Origin of the sequence: Chryseobacterium sp. sg2396 (genome assembly GCF_042610505.1) — a bacterium.
In the GTDB taxonomy this organism is placed as follows: Bacteria; Bacteroidota; Bacteroidia; order Flavobacteriales; family Weeksellaceae; genus Chryseobacterium.
Map to the genome: position 1 here is coordinate 113,312 of NZ_JBHGAQ010000011.1, position 23,106 is coordinate 136,417.

Here is a 23,106-nt window from a genome sequence, read left to right on the forward strand (position 1 = left end):
AAAGCTCCTGAAAAAATAAATGGGGAATAGTGAATTTCATTTTGCAAGTGAATGGTGAATTTCAATATACTCAAAATTGAGAAGCGAGGCGGATAAACCTTTGCTCTAAAGGAATTGACCGTTGCTCCAAATAAAACAGGCCGTCTCAATTGAAGCGGCCTGTTTATTTATTAACTTTAGATATTGTTTCTTAATAATCTACGTTGGATGTATCGTCGCCGATGTTCCAGGTAAGCCCGAAACGAAGGGTGTTATCCAAAGCCGTATTGATTTTTGACATGTTGATCAGGTAAGAGACATCCAGCCCGAAAGAACGGTATTTCAATCCGATACCGGCTGTTGCAAACTGTCTTGCTCCCTGCTGCTCACTTTCGTGGAAGTAACCGCCTCTTACAGAGAATGCGTTATCATAAGAATATTCCAGAGCGCCACTGTACATGATGGATTTTTCGTTTTTGAAAGATTTCCCGATTCCTGCCATTACACCTACATTCGGTACTGCGTAGATCGGCTGTCTCGTATTAGGGTCGATGCCTACAAATTCGGAACCCGGAACCAGGATTTTGGAACCTTCGACGCTTAAGCCCACACGGTTCATATCATCAAGGTACATATCATATCCAACTCCTAATCTTGCCATGGTTGGAAGGTAAGATCTGGATTCTTCGTTTCCTGTATAGTCTAATTTCGGACCTAGGTTCTGAATGGCAAAACCTCCGTTAATTTTACTTTCCATTCCGCCGAAACCTGAAAATCTCGGAGAAGTATAATATCCGGAAACGTCTACGGCAAAGCTGTTGGCCGGTTTCAGGGTCGTATCGGTGTTGAAGCCTCCGGCTAAGTCTGAACGGATGAATCTACCGGTAACGGCCATGGAATACGAATCGGATAGTTTCAGACCGTATGCAACGTCGATGGAAAATTCATTTGGTTTTGAGGTACCCATGGAAGTTACTTCATTTCCTACTAACTGCGTTAAATCCACCTGTCCCATATTGAAATAATAAATACTTGCGGAGATGGTAGATCTTTCTTCCTGACCTAAGAATTTGTGAAAAGCTCCGTATAATAAAAACACATCATTGGTAAGTTTCCCCATGTATGGTGTATAGTTAATTCCTACGGAAGAACTTGTTCTGCTAAAAGGGTATTTCGCAGCATTCCAGAATTGTGAAAAAGCGTCCGGAGAGGTTACCACACCCTGGTCTCCCATACCTCCAGCTCTTGCATCCGGTGCGATTCTTAAGAAAGGAGCTCCGGTTAATACAGGTCTTACAAGGCTTAAATCCTGAGAGTAGCCTAAAAAACCGGCACTTAACCCAATTCCTAAAAGCAGTTTAGTAGTTAAATTCATATGTTGTCTTTTATATATTATCAGTTTTTCGTTAATATGTTTACTGTAATCGTTTTAAATTTATTTCAAAAGTACCATTTTTTCTACAGCTGTAGCACTTCCTTTGCATTTTTCTTGATTCTGACTTTTTGCAAATATCTTAAAAATATACGTACCTTTTGCAACAGTTGCCCCAAAATCGTCTCTTCCGTCCCATTCGATGGCCTGACGTGGCGTTCTGAAGCCCTGCAGGAACGGTTCTGCCACTACCGGCTGCGATAAAGTTCTTACCAGTTTTCCGGTAATGGTATAAATCTGAACATTCACATCCAGGATATCATCACAGTTATGCTCAAACTGGATATACGTTTTATTGGTAAACGGGTTCGGCCAGTTCAGTGGTCGGTTGATCACCAGGTGCTGATCGGCCTCATCCTTAACTTCAAAGTTTAACGTAGACGTTGTGGAATTATTGTTTATATCCCAAACTTTAAATGTTAATTGATGCTGTCCGATAGCCAGGTTTCTGAAAGGGTATGTTACATTTCCCTTTTGATAATCTGCAAGCCCAGGGCTCAAGCATCCGTTTCCTTCTCCTGAGGCATAAAAATCATTCAGCACTACGGTATTGATGATTTGCCCGTCCAAATATACTGTAATATCATGACCGATCCCAGACCCTGTGGAATTAATTCCGGTATCATCGGTAATACACGCCAGCAGCATCGGGTTCTGATCGGTAATACCGCCGTCTGCAAAGTTGGTATTGTTCATGTACAATTTTACCTTCGGCGGCTGATTGTCATTAATCCCGTTCGGGTTAAGATCTCCTACCTGTACCGCCTGGTTATTGAATACATCACTGGCTTTGTTATCCGCATAGGCCAGGATTCTTCCCGTACCTACAGCATAATTGATGTCTTTCGGAACATAGAACTCTACGGTGAATACTCCGTTTACGGCTGTTCCCGAAGCTTTGACGATGGCACTTCCTTCTTCGGTGTACTGAAGAATAGGAGTAAGTCCGTTACTATTATTTAAAGTGGATTTATTTAATCTCTTATCAAAAATGTTGATTACCACTCTTCCGTTAAAGGTAGTATTAACCGTACCGTTCGGGTTATTTACATGGCCTTTGATTTTTACGAAATCTAATCCTCTGATCAGGCCAGGAACCGGTGTATCGATATTATCGATCACCAGTAGCCTTTTCGGTCTGCTGAGCTTCATAGCCGGATCTCCAAGGAAATTTACCTTCAGGTGTTCTGTAGAAGCGCCTTCCTGTTTTTTAGCATTTAAGTGCGCATAGCCCAGCGTATCAAAATCATCGCTGGTAAGCTTGAACATATTCTGGGTAAAGGTATTGGTAAAGGTTACTCCATAAGACACGTCGATGGCACGGCTTGAAGTGATCATCGTGGCGGGGCCGCCCTGTTTCAGCTTAATGAACTGCTCACCTGCCGAAGAGGTGTCGGGATCGTCCCAAAGGGTAAATTCGCAGGTAATGGTAGATACAAAGGGGAATCTACTGTACACCGTTGAGAAATTATTCGCATTCTGAACCTCGCTTAAGGTTAAAACCCTTTCCTGAGCCCAGCCGTTAATCCCTCCGTGCCCGAAGTAAAACATATATAAACTGTTTCCGATATCGTTGGAGATCGCTTGGTTTACCTGCGGATATCGCCGTCCGCCTGCCGTACTCTGTGCCGGGAATGCATCCAGGTAGAGCTTTCTTATATTGTATTCTTTAAGATTTGTAGAGTTGGACTGCTCGAAAACAGACACCAGGGTATTGTTCATTACCGTATGGAAAGGAGTAGAATTTGGTCCGTCGTTGTCATCATCTACGATAAAGTCCAACTTCATTTTCCATTCTCCGAACGGCGTGGACTGTCCCGGTAAACCATTATAATAAGCAAGGGTTTTGTCGATCATATTTCCTGCTTCTGTCACATTTCCTGCCGGAAGCCTTCCTACGGGAAGATCGGGAAGATTGAAATCGATAAACTGGGTAGTCTGCGGTTTGGTCATTACGATGTAGTCGTCTGTAATGAAAGACCGGATCACATCCTGCGAAATCTCACTTTCGTAGCTGGAAACAATATTTGAGTTGCCGGAAATTCTGTTTTTATAATCATAGGAAGCGTCTCCCAAAATAAAAACATATTTAAGGGTTCCGGAAGGTGTATTCAGTCTGGTCACAAAATCACGGATTGCTGTAAGATCCCTGCTGCCGCTGCCAAATTCATTATAAATCTTATCCGTATCTACGATCTGTACATTATAATTGTTTTTGGTCTGATGATAATTGGCCAGCCGCTGGGCCTGTCCCATCATTTCCGGAACCGTAATGATAAGGTAATCCACATTCTGCAGTGCCGAAAGGTTCTGGTTATTGATCCTTCCTACAAACTGGGGGCTGTATGCCGCATCTGCTTTAAATGCCACGAATTCATTGTTGAAATTAGGATCGGAAGCGGTATATCCGAAATTGAAGGTCGTATTTCCTGTTGCTTTATTCACCCTTCTGTTGGCATTCGTAATATCCGTAACATCCCAGATCTGCTCTGCTGCGGAAGCATTGGATAAACTGAAGCCATACGTTGTATTGCTTCCGCTTACGATGGAATAATCCCTGAAATTCATCTGAGTTCCGTTGAAGCTCAGGTTATCTTTATATTGTACCTCAAAATAATCGGGATAGAAAGTTCCGTTCGGGTTTACCGAAATATTCGGTTTTAAATTGAAGGTAATCTGGCTTCCGCTCAATCCGGAAATCGTTCCGTTGTACCGGGTGGTGAAAAATTCATAAGTTCCGCTGGAGTTTGGAGCCGGAATCGCAACAGGAAAAGGATTCTGATTGTTGATATTATACGTAATGCTGTTCTGCTGTGATTTGTAGGCAATTACCTGTGCCCGGTAACGGATCTGGTCACCACTCTGTATAGGAGACGCCGTATTAAAGGTAATCGTTTTATCTGTGGTAAACGGGGTATCTTCCACCCAGATACGGCCCACCTTCATGAGGTTTTTCTGGTCGTTGTTGATAAACTGGTAGTTGTCAAATCTGGTGATCAGTGGAGTAGAAGGCAGGTTCACATCCACAGGCTGCACTCTCTTTCCAGGACCTTTATCGAAATTAATATAATAATAGGAATAATCTTCGTAAATATTTTTAACGTTTTCGCTTCTGTCGTTTCTTGTATCTACTCTTTTATAACCATTACCGTTGGCGGTATTGTACAGGTTATAGCCGTTCGGCCCCTGGGCGTAAAAAAGGGCGTAATCACTGTCATTCCATACCCCGTCATTTTCTCCCACTACCTGGATCGCGTTTTCCTGAAGCGCGCTGTATTTCACATCCTGGTTGTACTCCGGGAGCATAATGCCTCCGTTCCCGTAGATCCTGAAGTTTTTTGGGTTTACGGACGACGGATTGATGCCATTATCCTGCAGGAACTGCTTGGTAATTTTAAAAATCCCTGATTTGTCGACTTTTATTTTATAGAAATTTCCGGCGGAAAGAGGATTGTTGGCGGTTCCCACTTTCATCGTGCTGCCAATGCTGTTGGGTATGTTGCTTTCTGAAATTTCAAATGAAGACAGCCGCTGCACCTGCCCTTTTACATTTTTAAATAAGGAAACATTAATGCTGGCGTAACGGTCTCCATCGAGGTTATAATAAGCCACATCCTTTATTTCATAGTCCGGTAGGAGATCTTTGCTTATTTCATACAAAGCTCCGGCAGAGATGTTTTCCCAAACAGGATTGGAAATTTTCAGCTGCTTTTCGCCAACCTGTTGTTTGGTTGTGATAAAAATGTTATTTTGGCTGAATAAAAATCCTTGATTTTTGAAATTTGGGAGATTAAGTTTTGTATCTCCAAAGTCTCTGATCTTAGAGCCATCCCATTCGATGGTGACCCTTTGAGCCCAGAGCATTGATACAAAGCATAATAGAAATAAAAGTGAGATTTTTTGTTTCATGTTTATGGTTGAAATTTCTGAATTACAAAATAAATGAAAATTTTATAATTAAATTGTGATACAATAAAATTAATTTGTTAACGTTTTTCAAAAAAATCAACTCTTTACTTGATTTATTGAATAATTTACTTTTTCTTTGTACTTTGAAAATATTTATATCGACTATGAAAAAACTAAAGTTGTTTTCATTAATAGCATTAAGTTCTACACTTGCATTAACCAGTTGCGGAGGATCTAATAATGGCGGCGGTACGAAAAAATTTGTCAGCAAAACAGGTTGGAAACCAAACGAGAAACAAGGTTGGTTTTTTGCAGGAAAGCAACAAAAACAAAAAGGTTGGCCGGGAATGGTATATGTAGAAGGTGGAACTTTTACAATGGGATTAGTGAAAGATGATGTTATGCACGATTGGAATAACGCACCGCGCAGAATGCAGGTAAGTTCATTCTTCATCGGGGAAACTGAAATTACTAACTACGAATACCGCGAATACCTTACATGGTTGAAGTATGTATTCCCTCCGAGTGACCCAAGCTTTAAGGAAATCTATAACGGTGCATTGCCGGATACCTTATTGTGGGACAACAAACTATCTAGAAATGATTTCAACGAAACGTATTTCCGTTCTCCTGAATTCGATTACTACCCTGTAGTGGGCGTAACCTGGACCCAGGCCAACAGATATTGCGAATGGTTGTCTGACAGAGCTAATGAAAAAGCGCTGATGCAGGCCGGTATTATTGCGAAAGACCTGTATATCAACGAATCCAATAATCAAGGTGGAACGGCATTCAACATGGATAAATTCAAATCGAATGATCCTGAAATGCAAGGCTACATCAATGAAAAGAGAATGCAGCAGAAAACAGGTATGAAAACTACCAACCAGAGACTGCTTGCTGCAAACAGAGCACCTAACGCTGCCATGGTAACGAAATTCAGGCTTCCTACAGAAGTGGAATGGGAATATGCAGCTCTGGGTATGGCTAAAAACAGAGAGTATAACCAATACCTAGGTAAAAAGCCTGAAATCGATAAGTTAAGAGGTACCAAAGGAAGAGAAAGAGGAATGTTCCTTGAAAACTTCAAGATGGGCGCCGGTGACTATTCTGGTCTTCCAGGATGGAAAAACGACGGATCTGCCAAAACTTCAGACGTAAGACAATATCCTTCCAACGATCTTGGAATCTATGGAATGTACGGAAACGTTGCAGAATGGACGGCTGACGTATACAGACCGATCATCGATGAAGATTTCAGCGATTTCAACTATTACAGAGGAAACATGCCTCAGGCTGTAGTGAAAAATGCAGACGGAACGTATAAAATGGTAGACGAAAGCAGCATCAAATATGATACTTTGGCCGACGGAAGACTGGTTTACAGAAACCTTCCGGGACAGTTTGAAAAAGAAACGATTGCTGATTACAGAAACTATAGAGACGGAGACAGAATGTCTTCCCTGAACTACAGAAATGCTTCGGATTCTGCTTCTTCTTACAACATGTACAATGCTCCTAAATCCAGATTTATTGTAGATGCTAACGGTAAAGTTGTATTGCAGAAAGATAAAAAAGAAAGAACTTCTGACATTACCAACGATATCAGAGTAGTAAAAGGTGGTTCTTGGCAGGATACGGCTTACTGGCTGGATCCGGGACAAAGAAGATACAAATCTCAGGACAGAGCTTTCGGATGGATCGGTTTCCGTGTTGCACAGGATGCCAGAGCTAACGATAAGAGTAGAACAAGAAGATAATTTTATCTAAATAATTTTCAAAAAAACCTTCCAAAATACTGGAAGGTTTTTTTATTTTTGAAGTATGAATATAGAACAGTTTTATCCTTTGTTTTTACAGGCGAATCAGGTGACCATCGACAGCAGGAAAGTAGAAAAAAATGATATTTTCTTCGCTTTCTCCGGAGAAAATTTCAATGCGGCAACATTGGCCGGGGAGGCTTTAGAAAAAGGAGCTTTGGCGGTCATCGTAGAGCAGAAGAATTTTGAAGACAAAGCAAAGAATATTTTTTATGTTCCTTCCACATTAGAATTTTTACAGGAACTGGCCATTCATCACAGAAGGCAGCAGCAGATTCCGGTCATAGGACTTACAGGAAGTAATGGTAAAACTACGACAAAAGAAATTATTCATGCGGTCCTTTCAGAAAAATTCAGCGTTCAGTATACGTTGGGAAACCTTAATAATCATATCGGCGTTCCGCTTACTCTGCTTTCTATTAAGCCTGAGCATGAAATGGCTGTGATTGAGATGGGTGCGAATCATCAGAAAGAAATCGAATTTTTATGCTCCATCGCTCAACCCAATTTCGGGTATATTACCAATTTCGGAAAAGCGCACCTGGAAGGATTCGGCGGGTTTAAAGGGGTGATCAAAGGGAAATCCGAGCTTTACGGTTATCTTAAGAATAACGGACAGACCATTATCGTCAATGAAAACGACCCTGTTCAAGTGGAAAAAACAGAGGGGTATACGCCGAAAATCACTTTCGGAAAGAAAGATTCAGAGTATTATTTTGAATTATTTTCAGAAGGAAATTTTGTAGGCCTGTTCTATGAAGGTGACAGCGCGGTTTCAAAACTTACCGGTGACTACAATTTTACCAATCTGTGTGCTGCAGCAAGCCTGGGACTTCATTTCGGGATCGGTTTCGGTAAAATAAAGGATGCCATCGAAAATTATATGCCGACGAATATGCGTTCCCAGATCGTAAAAAAAGAAGGGAGAACGCTGGTACTGGATACCTACAATGCCAATCCAAGTTCCATGCAGGCTTCTCTTCATAATTTTATTACGTTTGAAGGCTCTAAAACCATCATTATCGGCGATATGCTGGAACTGGGTGATGAAAGTGAAAAAGAACATGCAGCCATCCTGAAACTTGCAGAAGAATTAGGGTTTGACCAGATTATCACCGTAGGCAAAAATTTCAGAAATGTACATTCATCACCTTTAAGCTTTGAGAATACGGCAGCATTAACCGAATATTTAAAGGTTAACAAAATTAAGTCGGAAAATATATTGCTGAAAGGTTCCAGAGGAATCGCGCTGGAAAAATCAGTTAATTTTATTTAGTTTTAAGATCCCAGAATTCCTTTACGATCAGTTTGATATTTTTGAATGTGCTTGGGAAAACTTCATCTTTGATCTGTGCGGTGTTTTTCCAGGCCACTTCGGTGATTCCTTCTTCGATCTGTGGTTTTGAGGTGTCTTCTCCATCAAAGCTCATTTCAAACCAATGCGTGCACTTCAGAACTTTATCTCCATTTCTTTCCACATAAATATGATAGGTGGTATTGATGAATTGTATCAGTTCAACATTTGCCAGTCCGGTCTCCTCTTCAATCTCGCGAACAGCAGATTCCTCGCGCGACTCGCCTTTCTCCATTTTACCTTTCGGAAGATCCCATTTGCCCAGTCTTTTAATGAAAAGAAGGTCTCCCTGTGTATTGTTCACTAATCCTCCCGCCGCTTCAATAATCCTGAAGAGCTTTTGGAATTCGTTCCAAATTTTATCAAGGTTTTCGCCGAAAACATTTAATTCCTTTACCGATGTATTTTCAAGAAGATCAAGGGCGATCTCCAGGCTTGTGACGTTTTCGTATCCAAGCGTTTTTTCTAAGTTTTCAGATTGCTTAGACAACAGTAATTTTTTTTCGTTCACAAAAACTTTATACATATATTTGTAAGAATTAAGAATTTAATACAAAAATAAAAAATGAATTTAGAAGGACGAAAGATTATTGTCAATAAATCATCTAAAGAATTGGTGGAAATCCTGAAATCGCCGGAAAATTACAAAGATTTTATGCCGGATGGTCTTCAGAAGTTTGAGACAAGAGAGGATGGATTTAAATTCGGACTGCAGGGAATGCCGGAAATCGCCCTGAAAATCGATGAAGTGAACGATCAGAAAGCAGTATTGAAATCGGCAAGTTCAAGTCTGGATTTCTCTTTAACGGCAACCATAAATCCTCTGAATGAAAGCCAGACCGAAGTACAGATGCTGTTCGAGGGAAAATTCAACCCGTTCATCAAAATGATGGTTGAAAAGCCGCTTCAGAATTTCATCAATACCTTAACGGATAAGATCGAAGCTTATAAATAATAATAGAAAAACCTTCACTGCTGAAGGTTTTTTTCATTTAATAAGTACCTGTATTAGCTATTGATCCTTATTTCTTAAAAAGTCCGGCATTCAGGTCTTTACCTGTCGAACTTTCTGCCAATTGTAAATAATTGCGCTTGCTCTGGTCTTTTTCGATAACAACGGTTCCGGAAGTCCGTACGTTTTTCATTTCCAGGAAATCCGTTGATGTTGCGTCACTGTCGCTTAACGGCCCGATTCCGTAGCCTGCTGGTTTTTTAAAATCGGTAAAAATACATTCGGTTTAGGTTGCAAAGCACAAAATACAGCAATGGTTCCGTCTGATATAGTAACGTTTCAGGTAACTGTCTAAAAATCTGTTCATAAGGGTAAAGATGCGCTGGCCTTGAAAATAAAAGGCGAACCCGAAGGAGACAAAACCGTCGCAATCCTTAAAAACACTAATTTTTATAATGGGACGATCGAAGCTACCGTTTCCGGACAACCGCTTGCCAACGCCGGAGAGAAGGCCCGTGAATTTGTAGGGATTGCTTTCAGAGCAGCTTCGGATGCTTCTAAAATGGAGGTCTTTTACGTGCGTCCTACCAATGGGCGGGCCAATGACCAATTGCGCAGAAACTATTCCAGCCAGTATATTTCCATTCCCGGATATCCGTGGGAAAAACTCAGGAAGGAAACGCCGGGGGAATATGAAGCTTATGTCGATTTAGTGCCAGCGGAATGGACCGGAATAAAAATTGTGGTAAAGGATGAAACGGCCAGGCTTTACGTTAACGATGCTTCTCAGCCAACATTGATCGTCAACGACCTGAAGTAGGGGAAAGATATGAGGGAAAGTATCGGTTTGTGGATAGGTCCGGGAATATTGGGACATTTTACAGATATAAAAGTAACCAAAGAAGATTGATGTATTAAGCTGTGAAACTGTATTGTTATGCAATAACTCCTGAACAATGATCGGCAGTACTTCCCGTAGCGGAAGATAATACATTAATCTCGTTATTCAGTCTTAAAACGCCCATAAAAGCAAAGATCAGAGCTTCTTTGAAATCAATAATATCTTTATATGGAATAATGATCTCAGCTTTTGTTTTGGCTTTGATTTTTTCGATTAAATAGGCATTATAAGTTCCTCCTCCCGTAAAAAGTACTTTTTTTAACCGGTTTTCATTCAAAACCTTTGAAATCTGTACGGCCGCATGTTCTGTGAAGGTTGCCAGCAGATCAAGCGTATCCGTTTCCTGAAATAAAGGAAAAATACAATCGTTGCACCACTCAATTCCCAGAGATTTCGGATGGGCCTGCTGATAAAATGGCAATGCGTTCAATTCATCCAATAAGGGTTGATTAATTTTTCCTTGTCTCGCCAGATCACCATTTTCATCGAAGTTTTTATTGAATGGCTGGGCCAATGCATTTAAAATAATATTGACGGGTGCAATATCAAAGGCAATCCGCTGATGATTAACTTTCAGGGAAATATTGGAGAAGCCGCCGAGGTTAAGACAGGCATCATACTGTGAAAATAAAAGCTCATCACCAATCGGGACCAGTGGCGCACCGTTTCCGTCCATCAGAATATCCTGGCTCCGGAAATCATAGATCACAGGTAACTGTGTTTCCAGCTTAATGGCCCTGCCGTCGCCGATCTGGAGCGTAAATTTTTTATGGGGTTGATGAAAAACCGTATGACCGTGGGAAGCGATCAGACCTATATGCTCCGGCTGATATTTTTCAATAAAACTTTTAACCGATTTTCCAAGGTAAAAGCCATATTCCGAATGCAGTGCCAATAATTCCTCCGCAGAAAGATGCATGGAATTTCTGAGTTTCTCTTCCCATTCTTCAGGATAGGGAAGGGTTTGGGCTTCCAGGATTTCAAAGCTCCATGCCGTCTGCTTTTCAAATCTTGCGAGACAGATATCAAGCCCGTCTAAGCTTGTTCCGGACATTAATCCGATGGCATGGAAAATCATGATGTTATTTTTTGTTTTGGGAAATTTCAGGAGCGGCAAAATCACCGGAATTCTGGAAGAATACATATTCCGAAAAATCATCTTTAGCTCTCATACCATGGGAGCCGATCAGTGTACTGCCGTCTTTTCTGGTTACATATACCGTATCGCGGGTATAGATGCTTTTCTTGATCTGGTCCCAGTACACACTCTGCATGGCAAATTTATCGCCTTCATTCGTAGTGATCCTTACATTGCCTTTGGCTTCGTAGAATTTTTTATAATCGTAGAACTTGGCATACTTTGCTTTGATGGTTCCCGGGATTTTCGGCTTCTTTTTATCGAAAAACTGAATGTCAATCCCTTTTCTCGCAACCGTATAAGGACTGTCGATGAGCTCATATTTTTCAATGATGGGAGCCTTTGCCCTCATGGTTACAAATCCCGAATCCCGCTGGATAATATAGGCATTGTTAATAATCTGTGAGGCGAAGTTTTTACTTTGCTTGGAATTGGATTTCGTAAGATCTTCTTCACAGGAAGTCATAATAAAAAATATAGCACAACTAAAAAGGCATGCTATATTTTTTTTATGGAGTATGTTTCTAAAAAACATCATATTAGTTGTAAAGCGTTTTTCTGAACCACCTGTCAGCAAAATTGAAGCCGACCTTCAGGTTAATGAAGTTCTGGTTGATCAGATTATTCTTAAGCGTTCCTCTTTTTCCCAGCTCAAGACCGATTTCCAATCCGCTCATCCTGGTGATGCTGCTGTTTTTGAATGGAAGAAGAACCCCTCCGGAAACCCCGAATTTATTGATGTTCTGCCCGGCGATCTGAAGATTTCCTTTTTCATAAAAGGCCCCGTAACGGTAAACGATTCTGGAAAAATAGCTCCTGAAGTTGTTATAGTTCGGCAGATACCATCCTCCTGCAGAAATCCTGTAGGAATTCTGAAGATCCAGGGTATTTCCGAAATACGTTATGCTTTCCCCTTTTTTATAATCTCCCTGTAAGGAAACGAACCATTGGTTCTCCTCACCGTAACCGACTCCTACAGAAGCCTGCAGTGGAAGCAGGTTTTTAGACTTGGTACTTTTCTGTTCAATGATGCTTTCATTGCTCTTTGTATTACCCGCAGCATCCGCATAAAAATAAGTGCTGTTTACATAATCCGTCGTCATGTTGCTGGTGTTTCCGAAAGTTGTCGTGGCACCGATGGTAAACTTACGGTCTGTACTGGTATTCAGGTTCTGGTAACTAGCCCCTAAGGTAAAGTTGAAATTGTGGATGCTGTTTCTGGTCTCATAACCGTTGATCAGTTCCGCATTAGGTTGTGCCAGCTCATTCAGGTCATAAAGATTTCCGAAATAATAATTGGCTCTTGCTCCCAGGGCGAGTTTATCCGTTACCTTATATCCCAAAGCGATCTGGGCGGTATTTAATGTTCCGCTTCCTTTGAACCTGTTGAATCTTATGATTTCACCATTTTCATTTTTATCTTCATGAAGGATGTTGTAGCTTTTTGAGCTGTACGGCTGATAGGAAAGACCCATTTTCAGCTTTGGAGACAAAGGGAAAGCCAGTGAAATATTGGATAAATACGTAGAGTGTTTGGTAGACTTCGTATTGTTATAATCTGTTTTAAAGTAATTGTTTTCGTTGGTAGCCTCCAGTTTGATGCTGGTAAGCTCGAAGTTGGCGTTGTTTGCAGGGTTTGCAAAATTGAAATTACTTGTAAAATCGCTTATAAAAGCGGTTGATATACCTCCCATAGAGGACGTTTCGATCGTATTATCATATTTTACATCTCCGATTCCGTAAGTTGCATAAGGTGAATTACTCAGATTCTGCGCATTAAGGAAATACCCAACTGATATGAATGATAGTACAAAGATTTTTTTCATTCTTTATTTTTAAAACAATGCGCAAATATCTTAAATATTAATGAATTGTAAAAATTATATGAGGTTAAAGTTTGTTAAGGCAGATGCAGAGGGAAACCGCAGGCTTATTATGGTGAACGGTGAATCGTCAATTCACTTCGCTTGTCAATTTTTAGTTTGCTGTATTCTGGAATTTCCAACGCTAAGACCCGCAAAGTTTTATTGTAAAATGCTTCGCCTGTCAATTATCCATTGCTATCATTTGCTGAGTGAATAGTTTACGCTGAGCTTGTCGAAGTACCTTCGCGACCGAAAAATCTACGTTATGCTATTTATGCTATTAAACAAAACCTAGCGATCCCTGCGTTAAAAAATCCGCTACAGGTACTTCACAATTCACCATTGGTTTGCAGTGCAAAATTCACTTATGAAATAAAATTGACATCACAATAACCTACAATTTTTTTATCTTTGACCCATGAATTGGGAAAATATCGCCGGCCAGGAAAACCTTAAAAAACTTCTCAGAGACAGCATCGCCGAAAACAGAGTAAGCCATGCCCAGCTTTTCACAGGAAAAGAAGGATACGGGACGCTGCCTGTCGTTCTGGCGTATGCCCGGGAGGTTCTGAGCCGTGAGAATGAGCACGCCGCTTCAAAAGTAGAACATCTTAACCATCTCGATCTGCATTTCAGCTTTCCCGTTTTTACAGACAATAAAAATTCTTTGAGTAAAAATAAATTTGAAGAATTCCGGGAAATGGTAATGAAATCTCCGTATGCAAGTTATGACGACTGGACTGCTTTTTTACAGTCGGAGAACAAACAGCTGTTTATTTCGGCAGATGAAATCGATGACCAGAACCAGAAGTTTTCATTAAAAAGCTATGAAGGCGGGACCAAGATCCTGATTGTCTGGAGAGCGGATAAAATGAATATTGCTGCGGCCAATAAATTCCTGAAATTCCTGGAAGAGCCGCCGGCTAAAACCATCATTTTGCTTACCGCAGAATCGGTTAACGACATTTTGCCGACCATTCTTTCCAGGACACAGATCGTAGAAGTCCCAAGGATTACCGATGGAGATTTGGAAGCCTATTTGAAAAAAAAATTCAGCATTCCGGAAGAAAAGATCAGAGAAATCGTCCATGAAGCCCAGGGCGATCTGAATGATGCCCTTAAACTGTTACAGTCGGGAAGTAAAAATGAAGAGTTTGAAAAACTGTTTGTACAGTGGGTACGCGATGCTTTCATGGTAAAAAAGAAACCGGAATTTTTAAAAAGCATCATTTTATGGGCGAGGGAAATTGCAGGCTGGAACCGCGAAAAACAGAAGAATTTTTTGAATTACTGTTCGGAGATTTTCAGGCTGGCACTGCTTCAGAATTATCAGTCGGAGGTGCTGGTATACAAAAAAATCGATGCCAACGGTTTCAACTGGACCGGTTTCTCAAAATTCATTTCCGGAGCTAATATAGAAAGCATCCTGGAAGAAATCAGCACTGCCGATCTGCACCTTACCCGAAACGGAAATCCCAAGATCGTATGGACCGACCTTGGGATTAAACTTTCAAGATATATTCATAAAAATTAACGAAACTTCAGTTATAAACCCTTTTTTAATGATTCTTCAGGCTTTGGAATTCCTGAAGTTCCTTTTCCATGAATTCCGGCGAATTCATCTGTTTTCTCATCGAATGGATATTGCTTATCGTGGTTTCGACAGCTTTATTGAACCACGGAAATTCCTGGCTCAATGAAGTAAGCTTTGCCAAAGCCCGCAAAGGCTCGTCTGATTTGGAAAGCTTTACAGCGTGTTCGTATCTGAAAAGCGGACAGTAATAATATTCTTCTGCCAGGATATCCCACTGATCATTTTCTGCTTCGGCAGCTATAAGATAAGACAGGGCAAAAACAGAAGAGTCTACATAATCCTCGGAAAACAGGAAGCATCCGAAAAGGCTGTCCGTATCTTCTCTCTTTAATTTTTTTTCTAAAACTTCCCTGAAAATCTTATGTGCATTTTCCCGTTCATCATGATTTTCTGACAGGTGTAAGACGGTGGCATATTCCACTTTTACCGGATCCTGGTCCGGAAATCTGCGGTAAGCTTCTTTAATATATCTTTGGGCGGTATCATTCTGGATCAGAGAACGATACATTTTTGAAATGGCCACCAGTTCTCTGGCTTCAAATTCTACCTTATCCTTTAAAAATTCTTCCAGATACCGCAGGGCGATCTTGGGATAGCGGTCTTTCGTATACCGTTCCAGTACCTGCCAGTGTTCGGGCCTTTGCGGTTGAGACTGATCCCAGAATTTGTACAGCAGCGACATTCTGTCCCATTTTGACCGGATTCCGGCCCACTCGGCAAAAAGTTCTTCGTAAACCATATGCGGAGGATAAATGTTTCCTTTGTCGTCTTTTATTTCAATCTCTACAGTAAGGGTAGGGTCGGAATAGTATCTCTGAAATGCTTCGGTAATTTCAAGATCAAATTTTTTTCCGGCTTCTGTCAGGGCTTTTACTTGTTCTTCCTGTTGTAATTTCGTTTCTGCAGTTTGTTCCGACTTGTTTTTTTTATTCCCGAAAAGGGAACTGAATAGACCCATAATTAGTTTTTTCCGGTAAATATAATTATTAATTCATTTTAATTGGATTCAATGTTCAAATGAAAGTGGGCATAATCTAGGAAAAGGTCGTTTTTTTCCATGAATACGAATATAAATTCAAATAGAGATATTTCTGAAAAATGATCAGCTGCCTCCTTAAAATAGTAAAACAATTACAGGTAAAATTCTAAAATATTACCCCTCTATAATTATTATTAATATTTTGAATTAATATTAAATATCTGATAGACATATGTTTAAATAATTTAACTTTAAAATTATATTAAAAAATCAATCAATCGTTTGATTTATTCAGAATTGGTCGTAAATTTGCAACCTCAAAAAGTGAGATACACCCAAGATGATTTCAAAAGAAGAAAATATATTGTTTGCTGCCGAAAAGCTTTTTGCGGAAAAAGGTTTTGAAGGAACTTCCACCCGGGAGATTGCTAAGGCAGCAAATGTAAATATTTCCATGATCTCTTACTATTTCGGCTCAAAAGAAAAGCTCTACGAAAAATTGGTAGAATACAGGATGAATGAAGGACAGTTTTTTTCAAAAGATATTCTGGAAAGAACGGATATGAACGAATGGGAAAAGATAGCCAGAATCGTAGACCAGTTTACGGATAGGGTAAGACATCACAAATGTTTTTACAGGATTATGCAACGCGAGCAGCTTCATACCCAGAATCCTCATATTGTGGAATTTCTGAAGCAGACCAAAATCGGATTTATTGCCGTCTACTCGAAGATCCTGGAAATTGGGCTGGAAAAAGGAATATTTACCAAAAATCCTCCGATCTATCTTCTTCATTCCACAGTAAGCGGAACTTTATTTTATGCTTCCAATGCCAAGGAGATGTACAAGGAATTTCTGAACGATACCAATGCCGAAGATGTTTTCGAAGAAAAATATTACACAGAGCTTAACAAACATATTAAATACATATTAAAAGACCTTTTAGGTTATGAAGAAAATAAATAACTCAGTCCTTGCGCTGGCCTTATTCGTAGGGGTTGCATACGCAAATGCCCAGGAGAAAAAAACACTCACGCTGGATGAAGCCGTGCAGCTGGGTATACAGAACAGCAAAAACCTGAAAATTGATGCTGCGAAAATCGAAGAAGCCACCGCAGATCTTCTGGCGGCTAAAAACAGGCAGCTGCCGGAGCTTTCCGTATCGGGAAGTTACCTGTATCTTCCCCTCAAACCTAATGTAAACATTAAGCTTCCCGGAGTTTCGGGTGGCGGACCGGAAATTCACCAGGTCGCTTACGGATCTGCGAACCTCAGTGTTCCGATCTACAGCGGCGGAAGGATAAAATATGGGATTGAGTCCGCAAAGTATCTTGTGGAAGCCTCGAAATTAAGTACTGAAAGCGATAAAGTGGCAATTGCTTACAATGTGGCCCAGGCTTACAATAATTTATTTAAGGCTAACCAGTCGATTAAGGTATTGGAAGAAAACCTTACAGCCTCCCAGAAAAGGGATGAAACGTTCCTGAAACTGGAAAATAACGGAGTTATTGCCAGGAATGACCGTTTAAAAGCAAGTCTGCAGACTGCCAATGTAGAACTTCAGCTGCTGGAAGCCAGAAATAATTACAATATTGCCAACATCAATATGGATTTATTACTTGGGCTTCCTGAAAATACGGAAATTGAAGTGGACCAGAATTATATTGAGGAAGGAAATGAAGTAAAGCCGGTTGATTTTTACATCAGTGAAGCAAGGGAGAACCGCAAGGATCTTCAGGCACTGGATAAGCAAAGGCAGGCTGCCGCATTGGGAACAAAATCTGCCAAGGCAGAAAATCTTCCTTCAATCGCCTTTACCGGAGGATATGTGGCTGCGGATATTCCTAAGTTTTTAACGATTTATAATGCGGTAAACTTCGGGGTCGGGATTTCCTATAACCTTTCCAACCTCTGGAAAGAAAATTCGTCCCTTAAGCAGTCAAAGGCACGGGAAATGCAGCTGGCTGCCACCAACGAGCTTCTGAACGACAATATCAAGCTTGATGTTAACAGGGAATACCAAAATACGGATTATTCTAAAAAGAGAATCGCCGTTTTTGAAAAATCTGCCGAACAGGCCAATGAAAACTACAGGATCACAAAAAATAAATATGATAACGGACTGGCTACCATGACTGAGCTTTTGGATGCAGATGCCGCACAGATTTCGGCCAATGTAGGCGTTATCAATGCCAAAGCAGATGCAGCTCTGGCCTACCGCAAACTATTACAGACTACAGGAACTTTAACAATTAAATAAATAAAGAACGATACCCAACATGGAAAATAATACTACACCAGCCACTGAACCTAAGAAGAAAAAAAGTTTAGTCTTTCCTATTATTTTAGCGGTTGTTTTAATTGGCGGAGGAATCTACGGATTTAATGCCTACACCTACGGACAGTCTCATGAAGAGACCGATGATGCACAGATCGCATCCAATCTTTCCCCGGTGATTTCCAAGATCTCAGGATATGTAACGGAAGTAAAAGTAAAAGATAACCAGTTCGTAAAAAAAGGGGATACCCTGATCGTGCTGGACAGTAGAGACCAGAAGCTGGCTCTTGAACAGGCGGAAGCAGCTCTTGCAACAGCTAAAAGCAATATTTCCAACGCACAGGCCAGTACTACTGCTACTTCCAAAAATATCGGATCTTCCGAAGCCGCGGTAACCACAGCCAATGCACAGATTGAAGCGGCAAAGGTAAATGTCTGGAAAACTTCACAGGATCTTAAAAGATATGCGAATCTTGTAAAAGACCATTCCATTACGGAGCAGCAGTATGAGCAGGCGCTGGCTGCCAAACAAACAGCCGATAAGCAGCTGCAGGTTCTTATCGACCAAAGAAACCAGATTGCCCAGCAGACGAATATCGCTTCTTCACAGACAGCGGCAAGCTCACAGCAGATCAGTGTGGCAGGTTCCGTGGCCAAGCAGAGAGAAGTGGATGTGGAAAATGCCAAATTGAATTTATCCTACACAGTAATTTTAGCACCGGAAGACGGCTACGTAGGAAAAGTGCCGATCCAGGCCGGACAATATTTACAGGCAGGTTCCCAATTGTTTGCTTTGATAAAAAATGACCAGAAGTGGGTTGTAGCCAACTTTAAGGAAACGCAGGTGGATAAAATGGTAGAAGGGCAGAAGGTGAAAATTGAAATTGATGCTTTCCCTGACCAGGAATTTGACGGGGTGGTAAGCTCTTTCTCTCCGGCAACCGGAGCTACTTTTTCTATTCTTCCTCCGGACAATGCGAGTGGTAATTTCGTAAAGGTGGTTCAGCGGCTTCCGGTAAAAATCGATTTTGTAAACCTTGATAAAAACATTGCCAAAAGGTTGAGGACAGGAATGAACGTAAAAGCGGAAGTTTCTTTAAAATAATACAATACAAATGAATTGTCAATGCTGCGGAGGGAAATAGAAGAGGAATCAGGAAGCAGAATTGATGGAAGATGGATAGACCATTGGCAATTCATTTATTCAGAAATAATTTATAAGTGAATTGTCAGTTTGCAGCAGAGCGTCTTAATGATAAATGATGATGAAGAAGCAGACTGGCGATGAAGGGAGCACCCGGATATGAACAAACTGATGAGGTGAAAATGATGAAGAAGCTGATCATGAAGAAGAAACGTTTTAGAGGCAGGTTCCATACGACCAAGGAGGGAGATAGAGAAGCAGGAACCACAGATGTAGGAGGTAACGTTTGAAGATGAAAATCAGCAATGCAGGAGAAATGGAGCAAGGACGTTAATGAAGAAGATTTTGCAAAAGGACCCAGTCAAAATGTGGCGGAAAAATGAAGCTGTTATGGCGATATGAAGAAAGACCGCTGACAATTCACTTTTTATAAAATATAATTAAAATAGAAGAGATCGGGAGATCCGGATCTTAATGACTGTTATTTTGAAGTAAAGAAGAAAATGTGTAAAATAGGCTTTAGCCCGCTTATGAAAAACAAAATTCACCGGCTTTAGCTGAAAATGACGCCGATTAATCTCAGCCCTAACTTCAAATCTGATTTAAAGAGCCCATAAAACCCTAAAAGATTTAGATGTTTTTATTTAATCAATTTAAACACTAAAGTTTTCAAATAATTAAAAATCTTTGATTATTCAAAGGAATGTTTTAAGACAATTATCTTTTATCATATTTGCAGTTAATAGAAAGGAATAAAGTTAGTTCGTTACAGTTTGTTCCAATCACAATTCCGGATCTCATGATCTCTTGATTTTTTAATACCGAAAAAAAACTATGCAGGATTCGTTAGTAGAATATGGAGCCAGAAGGGTAATCATCACGATTACAGCCATTCTTTGTGCTCTTCTTGAAATTGTGGACTCCACAATTGTAAACGTTGCCCTTAACGAAATGAAGGGAAACCTGGGAGCTACGCTTTCGGAAGTGGGCTGGGTGATTACGGCGTATGCGATCGGTAACGTGATCATCGTACCCATGACGAGCTGGCTTTCCCAGCAGTTTGGCCGAAGGAACTACTTTGCGGCATCCATCATTATATTTACCGTATTCTCATTTCTCTGCGGAAACGCCACAAACATATGGGAACTGGTATTTTTCCGCCTGATGCAAGGTATCGGTGGAGGAGCGCTCCTGGTTACATCACAGACCATTATCACGGAATCCTATCCGATAGAAAAAAGAAGTATGGCACAGGCCATCTATGGCCTTGGGGTAATTATCGGGCCGACATTAGGTCCGCCGTTGGGAGGGTATATTGTAGATAACTTCAGCTGGCCGTATATCTTTTACATTAATATTCCCATCGGAATAGCAGCGACTTTAATGACGCTTCAGTTTGTAAGAAGCCCGAAATACGCCGAAAAGCGTAAAGTTTCAGATGTCGATTGGCTGGGAATCGCTTTATTGGCTGTAACCGTGGGATCGTTGCAGTTTATTCTCGAAAGAGGACATGAAGAAGACTGGTTTGCCAGCGGATGGATCGTAACTTTCACGGTATCGGCTGTTCTGGGATTCATCCTGTTTTTATGGAGAGAACTTACCTTCAAGTATCCGATTGTCGAACTGAGGGTTTTGAAGAACAGTAACCTGAGGATCGGAACCATTATGTCATTCGTCTTAGGATTCGGGTTGTACGGCTCAACATTCATTGTTCCTCTGTATACCCAGAGTATCCTTGGTTGGACGGCGCTTCAGTCGGGTGCCCTGATGATTCCCGCGGCATTAACGACCGCTTTCATGATGCCGATCATCGGAAAACTTTTGTCCAAAGGTGCCAAACAACAGCTCCTTGTTTCCCTGGGATTATTTATATTCTTTATCTACAGTTTCTGGGGGTATAAAATATTAACGCCTGACACCGGTAAAGATGCCTTTTTCTGGATGCTCATCGTAAGAGGTGCCGGTCTCGGGCTCCTGTTTATCCCGATTACTTCTCTTTCTTTAAGTACATTGAAAGGCCAGGAAATCGGTCAGGGAGCTGCTTTTACCGGGATGATGAGACAGCTTGGAGGTTCTTTCGGGATTGCGGCGATTACCACGTTCATTGCCAATGCCAGCCAGAAATACCGACTTAACCTGATTTCCCACCTTGATGAAACGGATTTTGCTGTGCAGCAAAGGTTGCAGGCACTGAAAGGAAGTTTTATTGCAAAAGGAATGACACCGGATGCCGCGATGAATGCAGCCTATAAGATGCTCGACCTTTCCGTAACGAAACAGGCAACCGTGCTTTCGTATATGGATGTCTTCCTCTATCTGGGCGTGATCTTTCTGATCTGTATTCCGTTTATCCTTTTCGTGAAAGAAAGGAAAAGCAAGGAAAAGATAGATCTGAGTGGTGTACACTAATTAAATATTCAAAAAACAGAAAACCTCCATCCGGAGGTTTTCTGTTTTTTTACATTTGAATCAATTAATTACAGCATTAACTTCCAGCATCCAGCTTTCTTCTTCCCGCTTCCCGCACTTAATTGGACCTTATGTTAAGTTCCATTATTCTTAAATAACCAGTCAAAATTATCATATTAAAATTTCCTCCTGCCATACCCTTGTCATCATCTGTCTTATCTTTGCATTATAAAAAAACCACTATGAGCTATTGCACTGTTATTGAAACCATGCAGCCCGAAATCAGAAGGGCTCTTCATCAGAATTACCACGACAACCATTATGGTTTTCCGATCCATGACGATAACGAGCTGTTCGGAAGACTGGTCATGGAAATCAATCAGGCAGGGCTAAGCTGGGAAACTATCCTTAAAAAAGAGGAAGGCTTCAGAAAGGCATATGATAATTTTGAGATAAAAAAAGTAGCAGCCTATACTGAGGCCGACCGCGAGCGCCTGCTTGCTGATCCGGGAATTATCAGAAATAAGTTAAAAGTGAACGCCGCCATCGAAAATGCAAAAGCGATCTTGGAATTGCAGCAGGAATGCGGTTCATTCGAAAATTGGCTGGATCATCACCATCCGAAAACCCTGCCGGAATGGATGAAACTTTTTAAGAAAACCTTCAAATTCACCGGCGGGGAAATCGTCAACGAATTCCTGATGAGCACGGGCTATCTGAAGGGCTGCCATTCGGAAAGCTGTCCGGTGTATCAGAAAGTGCTGGAACAGAATCCGAAATGGCTGGAAGGCTGATAGAGATAAACTTATAAATTAAAAGGAATGGAAAGTAAGACTGAAGTAGAATCAGGTTGATAGGCTGGAAGAGGGAAGCTGGGTGCTGGAGGTTTTTCCCAGTTACCTTCATAACTAAGAATCTTTAAGTGAATCATCAATACCTTATCTGATGGTTTGGCTCAAATTAAATGAATTCCAATTGACTTTTAATCCTCTCCGTAAGCATCGAAATAATCCTTTTATTAAATGATTTGATATCGGAAAGATAGATCTCCATTTCTTCCTGAGTCAGCATACCGATGGTCATTCCGATAAAGGTATTGCGGAGGGCATTATCCTTTTGCAGGCTCTGATCGATAAAAAGTATTTTCTTTTCCTTTTTCAGCGTCTCAAAATCTGAAGTTTTACGAAGTGCATAATCTTTGAACAGCATCAGGGAGATGTCATTCTGTAACTTTAAAACAGGGCGGAGCGTCCGGTTTTGAAATAATTCTGTTTTGCTGGTGGAGTCGAATATCGGGAGATCAAGTTTTTCTCTGAGATCGGTTTTATTTATCATTAATGGAAAGTTTTAT

The 23,106-nt window shown here is 40.9% G+C and carries 20 protein-coding genes; 11 read left to right on the plus strand and 9 right to left on the minus strand.

What is annotated here, in order from left to right; all coding sequences use genetic code 11:
- Positions 1-190 precede the first annotated feature (190 nt).
- Together porV and porU are read right to left on the minus strand one after the other, a co-directional pair.
- Positions 191-1,354 (minus strand): type IX secretion system outer membrane channel protein PorV, encoded by a 1,164-nt coding sequence (gene porV / locus ACED20_RS12925; protein WP_294203362.1) that lies wholly within the window; start codon positions 1,352-1,354, stop codon positions 191-193.
- Between the two features lie 60 nt (positions 1,355-1,414).
- Complete coding sequence (gene porU / locus ACED20_RS12930; RefSeq protein WP_378104997.1) at positions 1,415-5,320, minus strand: type IX secretion system sortase PorU; 3,906 nt, start codon at positions 5,318-5,320, stop codon at positions 1,415-1,417.
- A gap of 164 nt (positions 5,321-5,484) precedes the next feature.
- Between porU and gldJ the strand changes: the two genes are divergently transcribed.
- Both gldJ and murF read left to right on the plus strand, forming a co-directional pair.
- Complete coding sequence (gldJ, locus tag ACED20_RS12935) at positions 5,485-7,080, plus strand: gliding motility lipoprotein GldJ (RefSeq protein ID WP_294203367.1); 1,596 nt, start codon at positions 5,485-5,487, stop codon at positions 7,078-7,080.
- A gap of 64 nt (positions 7,081-7,144) precedes the next feature.
- Complete coding sequence (gene murF, locus ACED20_RS12940; RefSeq protein ID WP_378104999.1) at positions 7,145-8,416, plus strand: UDP-N-acetylmuramoyl-tripeptide--D-alanyl-D-alanine ligase; 1,272 nt, start codon at positions 7,145-7,147, stop codon at positions 8,414-8,416.
- Here murF and ACED20_RS12945 read toward each other — a convergent pair.
- A complete protein-coding gene (locus tag ACED20_RS12945; protein WP_378105002.1) occupies positions 8,409-9,020 on the minus strand; it encodes an NUDIX hydrolase in 612 nt (203 codons plus the stop codon). The genes murF and ACED20_RS12945 overlap by 8 nt on opposite strands.
- Positions 9,021-9,059: 39 nt before the next feature.
- Between ACED20_RS12945 and ACED20_RS12950 the strand changes: the two genes are divergently transcribed.
- On the plus strand, positions 9,060-9,449 hold the full coding sequence (locus tag ACED20_RS12950; protein ID WP_294203372.1) for an SRPBCC family protein: 390 nt from the start codon (positions 9,060-9,062) through the stop codon (positions 9,447-9,449).
- 67 nt (positions 9,450-9,516) lie between these two features.
- Here ACED20_RS12950 and ACED20_RS12955 read toward each other — a convergent pair whose 3' ends face one another.
- On the minus strand, positions 9,517-9,639 hold the full coding sequence (locus ACED20_RS12955) for a hypothetical protein (RefSeq protein ID WP_294203373.1): 123 nt from the start codon (positions 9,637-9,639) through the stop codon (positions 9,517-9,519).
- A gap of 195 nt (positions 9,640-9,834) precedes the next feature.
- Between ACED20_RS12955 and ACED20_RS12960 the strand changes: the two genes are divergently transcribed.
- On the plus strand, positions 9,835-10,266 hold the full coding sequence (locus tag ACED20_RS12960) for a hypothetical protein (protein ID WP_378105007.1): 432 nt from the start codon (positions 9,835-9,837) through the stop codon (positions 10,264-10,266).
- A gap of 115 nt (positions 10,267-10,381) precedes the next feature.
- Here ACED20_RS12960 and ACED20_RS12965 read toward each other — a convergent pair whose 3' ends face one another.
- The 3 genes from ACED20_RS12965 to ACED20_RS12975 are packed head-to-tail and all read right to left on the minus strand — an operon-like array spanning position 10,382 to position 13,311.
- Positions 10,382-11,425 carry an anhydro-N-acetylmuramic acid kinase gene (locus tag ACED20_RS12965; RefSeq protein WP_294232736.1) on the minus strand — a complete coding sequence of 348 codons (1,044 nt, stop codon included), beginning with the start codon at positions 11,423-11,425 and terminating at the stop codon, positions 10,382-10,384.
- A 4-nt stretch (positions 11,426-11,429) separates the two neighbouring features.
- Positions 11,430-12,023: an LPS export ABC transporter periplasmic protein LptC gene (gene lptC / locus ACED20_RS12970; RefSeq protein ID WP_294232734.1), complete on the minus strand. Its 594-nt coding sequence runs from the start codon at positions 12,021-12,023 to the stop codon at positions 11,430-11,432.
- Between the two features lies 1 nt (position 12,024).
- The gene (locus ACED20_RS12975) at positions 12,025-13,311 is read right to left on the minus strand and encodes a hypothetical protein (RefSeq protein WP_294232732.1); all 1,287 of its coding nucleotides are present in this window, start codon (positions 13,309-13,311) and stop codon (positions 12,025-12,027) included.
- 457 nt (positions 13,312-13,768) lie between these two features.
- Between ACED20_RS12975 and ACED20_RS12980 the strand changes: the two genes are divergently transcribed.
- A complete protein-coding gene (locus tag ACED20_RS12980) occupies positions 13,769-14,884 on the plus strand; it encodes a DNA polymerase III subunit delta' (RefSeq protein WP_295212633.1) in 1,116 nt (371 codons plus the stop codon).
- A gap of 25 nt (positions 14,885-14,909) precedes the next feature.
- On the opposite strand, the gene ACED20_RS12985 is transcribed toward ACED20_RS12980, so the two are convergent.
- Positions 14,910-15,902, minus strand: coding sequence for a hypothetical protein (locus ACED20_RS12985; protein WP_378105012.1), 993 nt, complete (start codon positions 15,900-15,902; stop codon positions 14,910-14,912).
- 361 nt (positions 15,903-16,263) lie between these two features.
- Here ACED20_RS12985 and ACED20_RS12990 point away from each other — a divergent pair, with 361 nt between their 5' ends.
- The 6 genes from ACED20_RS12990 to ACED20_RS13015 all read left to right on the plus strand — a co-directional run bounded on the left by ACED20_RS12990 (position 16,264) and on the right by ACED20_RS13015 (position 22,549).
- Positions 16,264-16,890 carry a TetR/AcrR family transcriptional regulator gene (locus tag ACED20_RS12990; RefSeq protein ID WP_345766167.1) on the plus strand — a complete coding sequence of 209 codons (627 nt, stop codon included), beginning with the start codon at positions 16,264-16,266 and terminating at the stop codon, positions 16,888-16,890.
- Positions 16,874-18,184, plus strand: a complete 1,311-nt coding sequence (locus tag ACED20_RS12995) for a TolC family protein (protein WP_294220074.1) — start codon at positions 16,874-16,876, stop codon at positions 18,182-18,184. The genes ACED20_RS12990 and ACED20_RS12995 overlap by 17 nt, the downstream gene beginning before the upstream one ends.
- Positions 18,185-18,203: 19 nt before the next feature.
- Positions 18,204-19,307, plus strand: coding sequence for an HlyD family secretion protein (locus tag ACED20_RS13000; protein WP_294225712.1), 1,104 nt, complete (start codon positions 18,204-18,206; stop codon positions 19,305-19,307).
- A 179-nt stretch (positions 19,308-19,486) separates the two neighbouring features.
- Complete coding sequence (locus ACED20_RS13005; protein WP_294241025.1) at positions 19,487-19,636, plus strand: hypothetical protein; 150 nt, start codon at positions 19,487-19,489, stop codon at positions 19,634-19,636.
- Between the two features lie 544 nt (positions 19,637-20,180).
- Positions 20,181-21,755 (plus strand): DHA2 family efflux MFS transporter permease subunit, encoded by a 1,575-nt coding sequence (locus ACED20_RS13010; protein WP_294203393.1) that lies wholly within the window; start codon positions 20,181-20,183, stop codon positions 21,753-21,755.
- A 242-nt stretch (positions 21,756-21,997) separates the two neighbouring features.
- A complete protein-coding gene (locus ACED20_RS13015) occupies positions 21,998-22,549 on the plus strand; it encodes a DNA-3-methyladenine glycosylase I (protein ID WP_378105019.1) in 552 nt (183 codons plus the stop codon).
- 166 nt (positions 22,550-22,715) lie between these two features.
- Here ACED20_RS13015 and ACED20_RS13020 read toward each other — a convergent pair whose 3' ends face one another.
- Positions 22,716-23,090, minus strand: coding sequence for a glyoxalase (locus tag ACED20_RS13020; protein ID WP_294241030.1), 375 nt, complete (start codon positions 23,088-23,090; stop codon positions 22,716-22,718).
- Positions 23,091-23,106 lie beyond the last annotated feature (16 nt).

What these genes read in the sequence shown, in the direction of transcription:
- ACED20_RS12965 (WP_294232736.1), bottom strand. Translation starts at nt 11,425, where the DNA reads ATGATTTTCCATGCCATCGGATTAATGTCCGGAACAAGCTTAGACGGG.
- ACED20_RS12975 (WP_294232732.1), bottom strand. Translation starts at nt 13,311, where the DNA reads ATGAAAAAAATCTTTGTACTATCATTCATATCAGTTGGGTATTTCCTT.
- ACED20_RS13010 (WP_294203393.1), top strand. Translation starts at nt 20,181, where the DNA reads ATGCAGGATTCGTTAGTAGAATATGGAGCCAGAAGGGTAATCATCACG.
- porU (WP_378104997.1), bottom strand. Translation starts at nt 5,320, where the DNA reads ATGAAACAAAAAATCTCACTTTTATTTCTATTATGCTTTGTATCAATG.
- porV (WP_294203362.1), bottom strand. Translation starts at nt 1,354, where the DNA reads ATGAATTTAACTACTAAACTGCTTTTAGGAATTGGGTTAAGTGCCGGT.
- murF (WP_378104999.1), top strand. Translation starts at nt 7,145, where the DNA reads ATGAATATAGAACAGTTTTATCCTTTGTTTTTACAGGCGAATCAGGTG.
- ACED20_RS13020 (WP_294241030.1), bottom strand. Translation starts at nt 23,090, where the DNA reads ATGATAAATAAAACCGATCTCAGAGAAAAACTTGATCTCCCGATATTC.
- ACED20_RS13000 (WP_294225712.1), top strand. Translation starts at nt 18,204, where the DNA reads ATGGAAAATAATACTACACCAGCCACTGAACCTAAGAAGAAAAAAAGT.
- ACED20_RS12950 (WP_294203372.1), top strand. Translation starts at nt 9,060, where the DNA reads ATGAATTTAGAAGGACGAAAGATTATTGTCAATAAATCATCTAAAGAA.
- ACED20_RS12955 (WP_294203373.1), bottom strand. Translation starts at nt 9,639, where the DNA reads ATGAAAAACGTACGGACTTCCGGAACCGTTGTTATCGAAAAAGACCAG.
- ACED20_RS12945 (WP_378105002.1), bottom strand. Translation starts at nt 9,020, where the DNA reads ATGTATAAAGTTTTTGTGAACGAAAAAAAATTACTGTTGTCTAAGCAA.
- ACED20_RS12995 (WP_294220074.1), top strand. Translation starts at nt 16,874, where the DNA reads ATGAAGAAAATAAATAACTCAGTCCTTGCGCTGGCCTTATTCGTAGGG.
- gldJ (WP_294203367.1), top strand. Translation starts at nt 5,485, where the DNA reads ATGAAAAAACTAAAGTTGTTTTCATTAATAGCATTAAGTTCTACACTT.
- ACED20_RS12985 (WP_378105012.1), bottom strand. Translation starts at nt 15,902, where the DNA reads ATGGGTCTATTCAGTTCCCTTTTCGGGAATAAAAAAAACAAGTCGGAA.
- lptC (WP_294232734.1), bottom strand. Translation starts at nt 12,023, where the DNA reads ATGATGTTTTTTAGAAACATACTCCATAAAAAAAATATAGCATGCCTT.
- ACED20_RS13005 (WP_294241025.1), top strand. Translation starts at nt 19,487, where the DNA reads ATGAAGGGAGCACCCGGATATGAACAAACTGATGAGGTGAAAATGATG.
- ACED20_RS12980 (WP_295212633.1), top strand. Translation starts at nt 13,769, where the DNA reads ATGAATTGGGAAAATATCGCCGGCCAGGAAAACCTTAAAAAACTTCTC.
- ACED20_RS12990 (WP_345766167.1), top strand. Translation starts at nt 16,264, where the DNA reads ATGATTTCAAAAGAAGAAAATATATTGTTTGCTGCCGAAAAGCTTTTT.
- ACED20_RS13015 (WP_378105019.1), top strand. Translation starts at nt 21,998, where the DNA reads ATGAGCTATTGCACTGTTATTGAAACCATGCAGCCCGAAATCAGAAGG.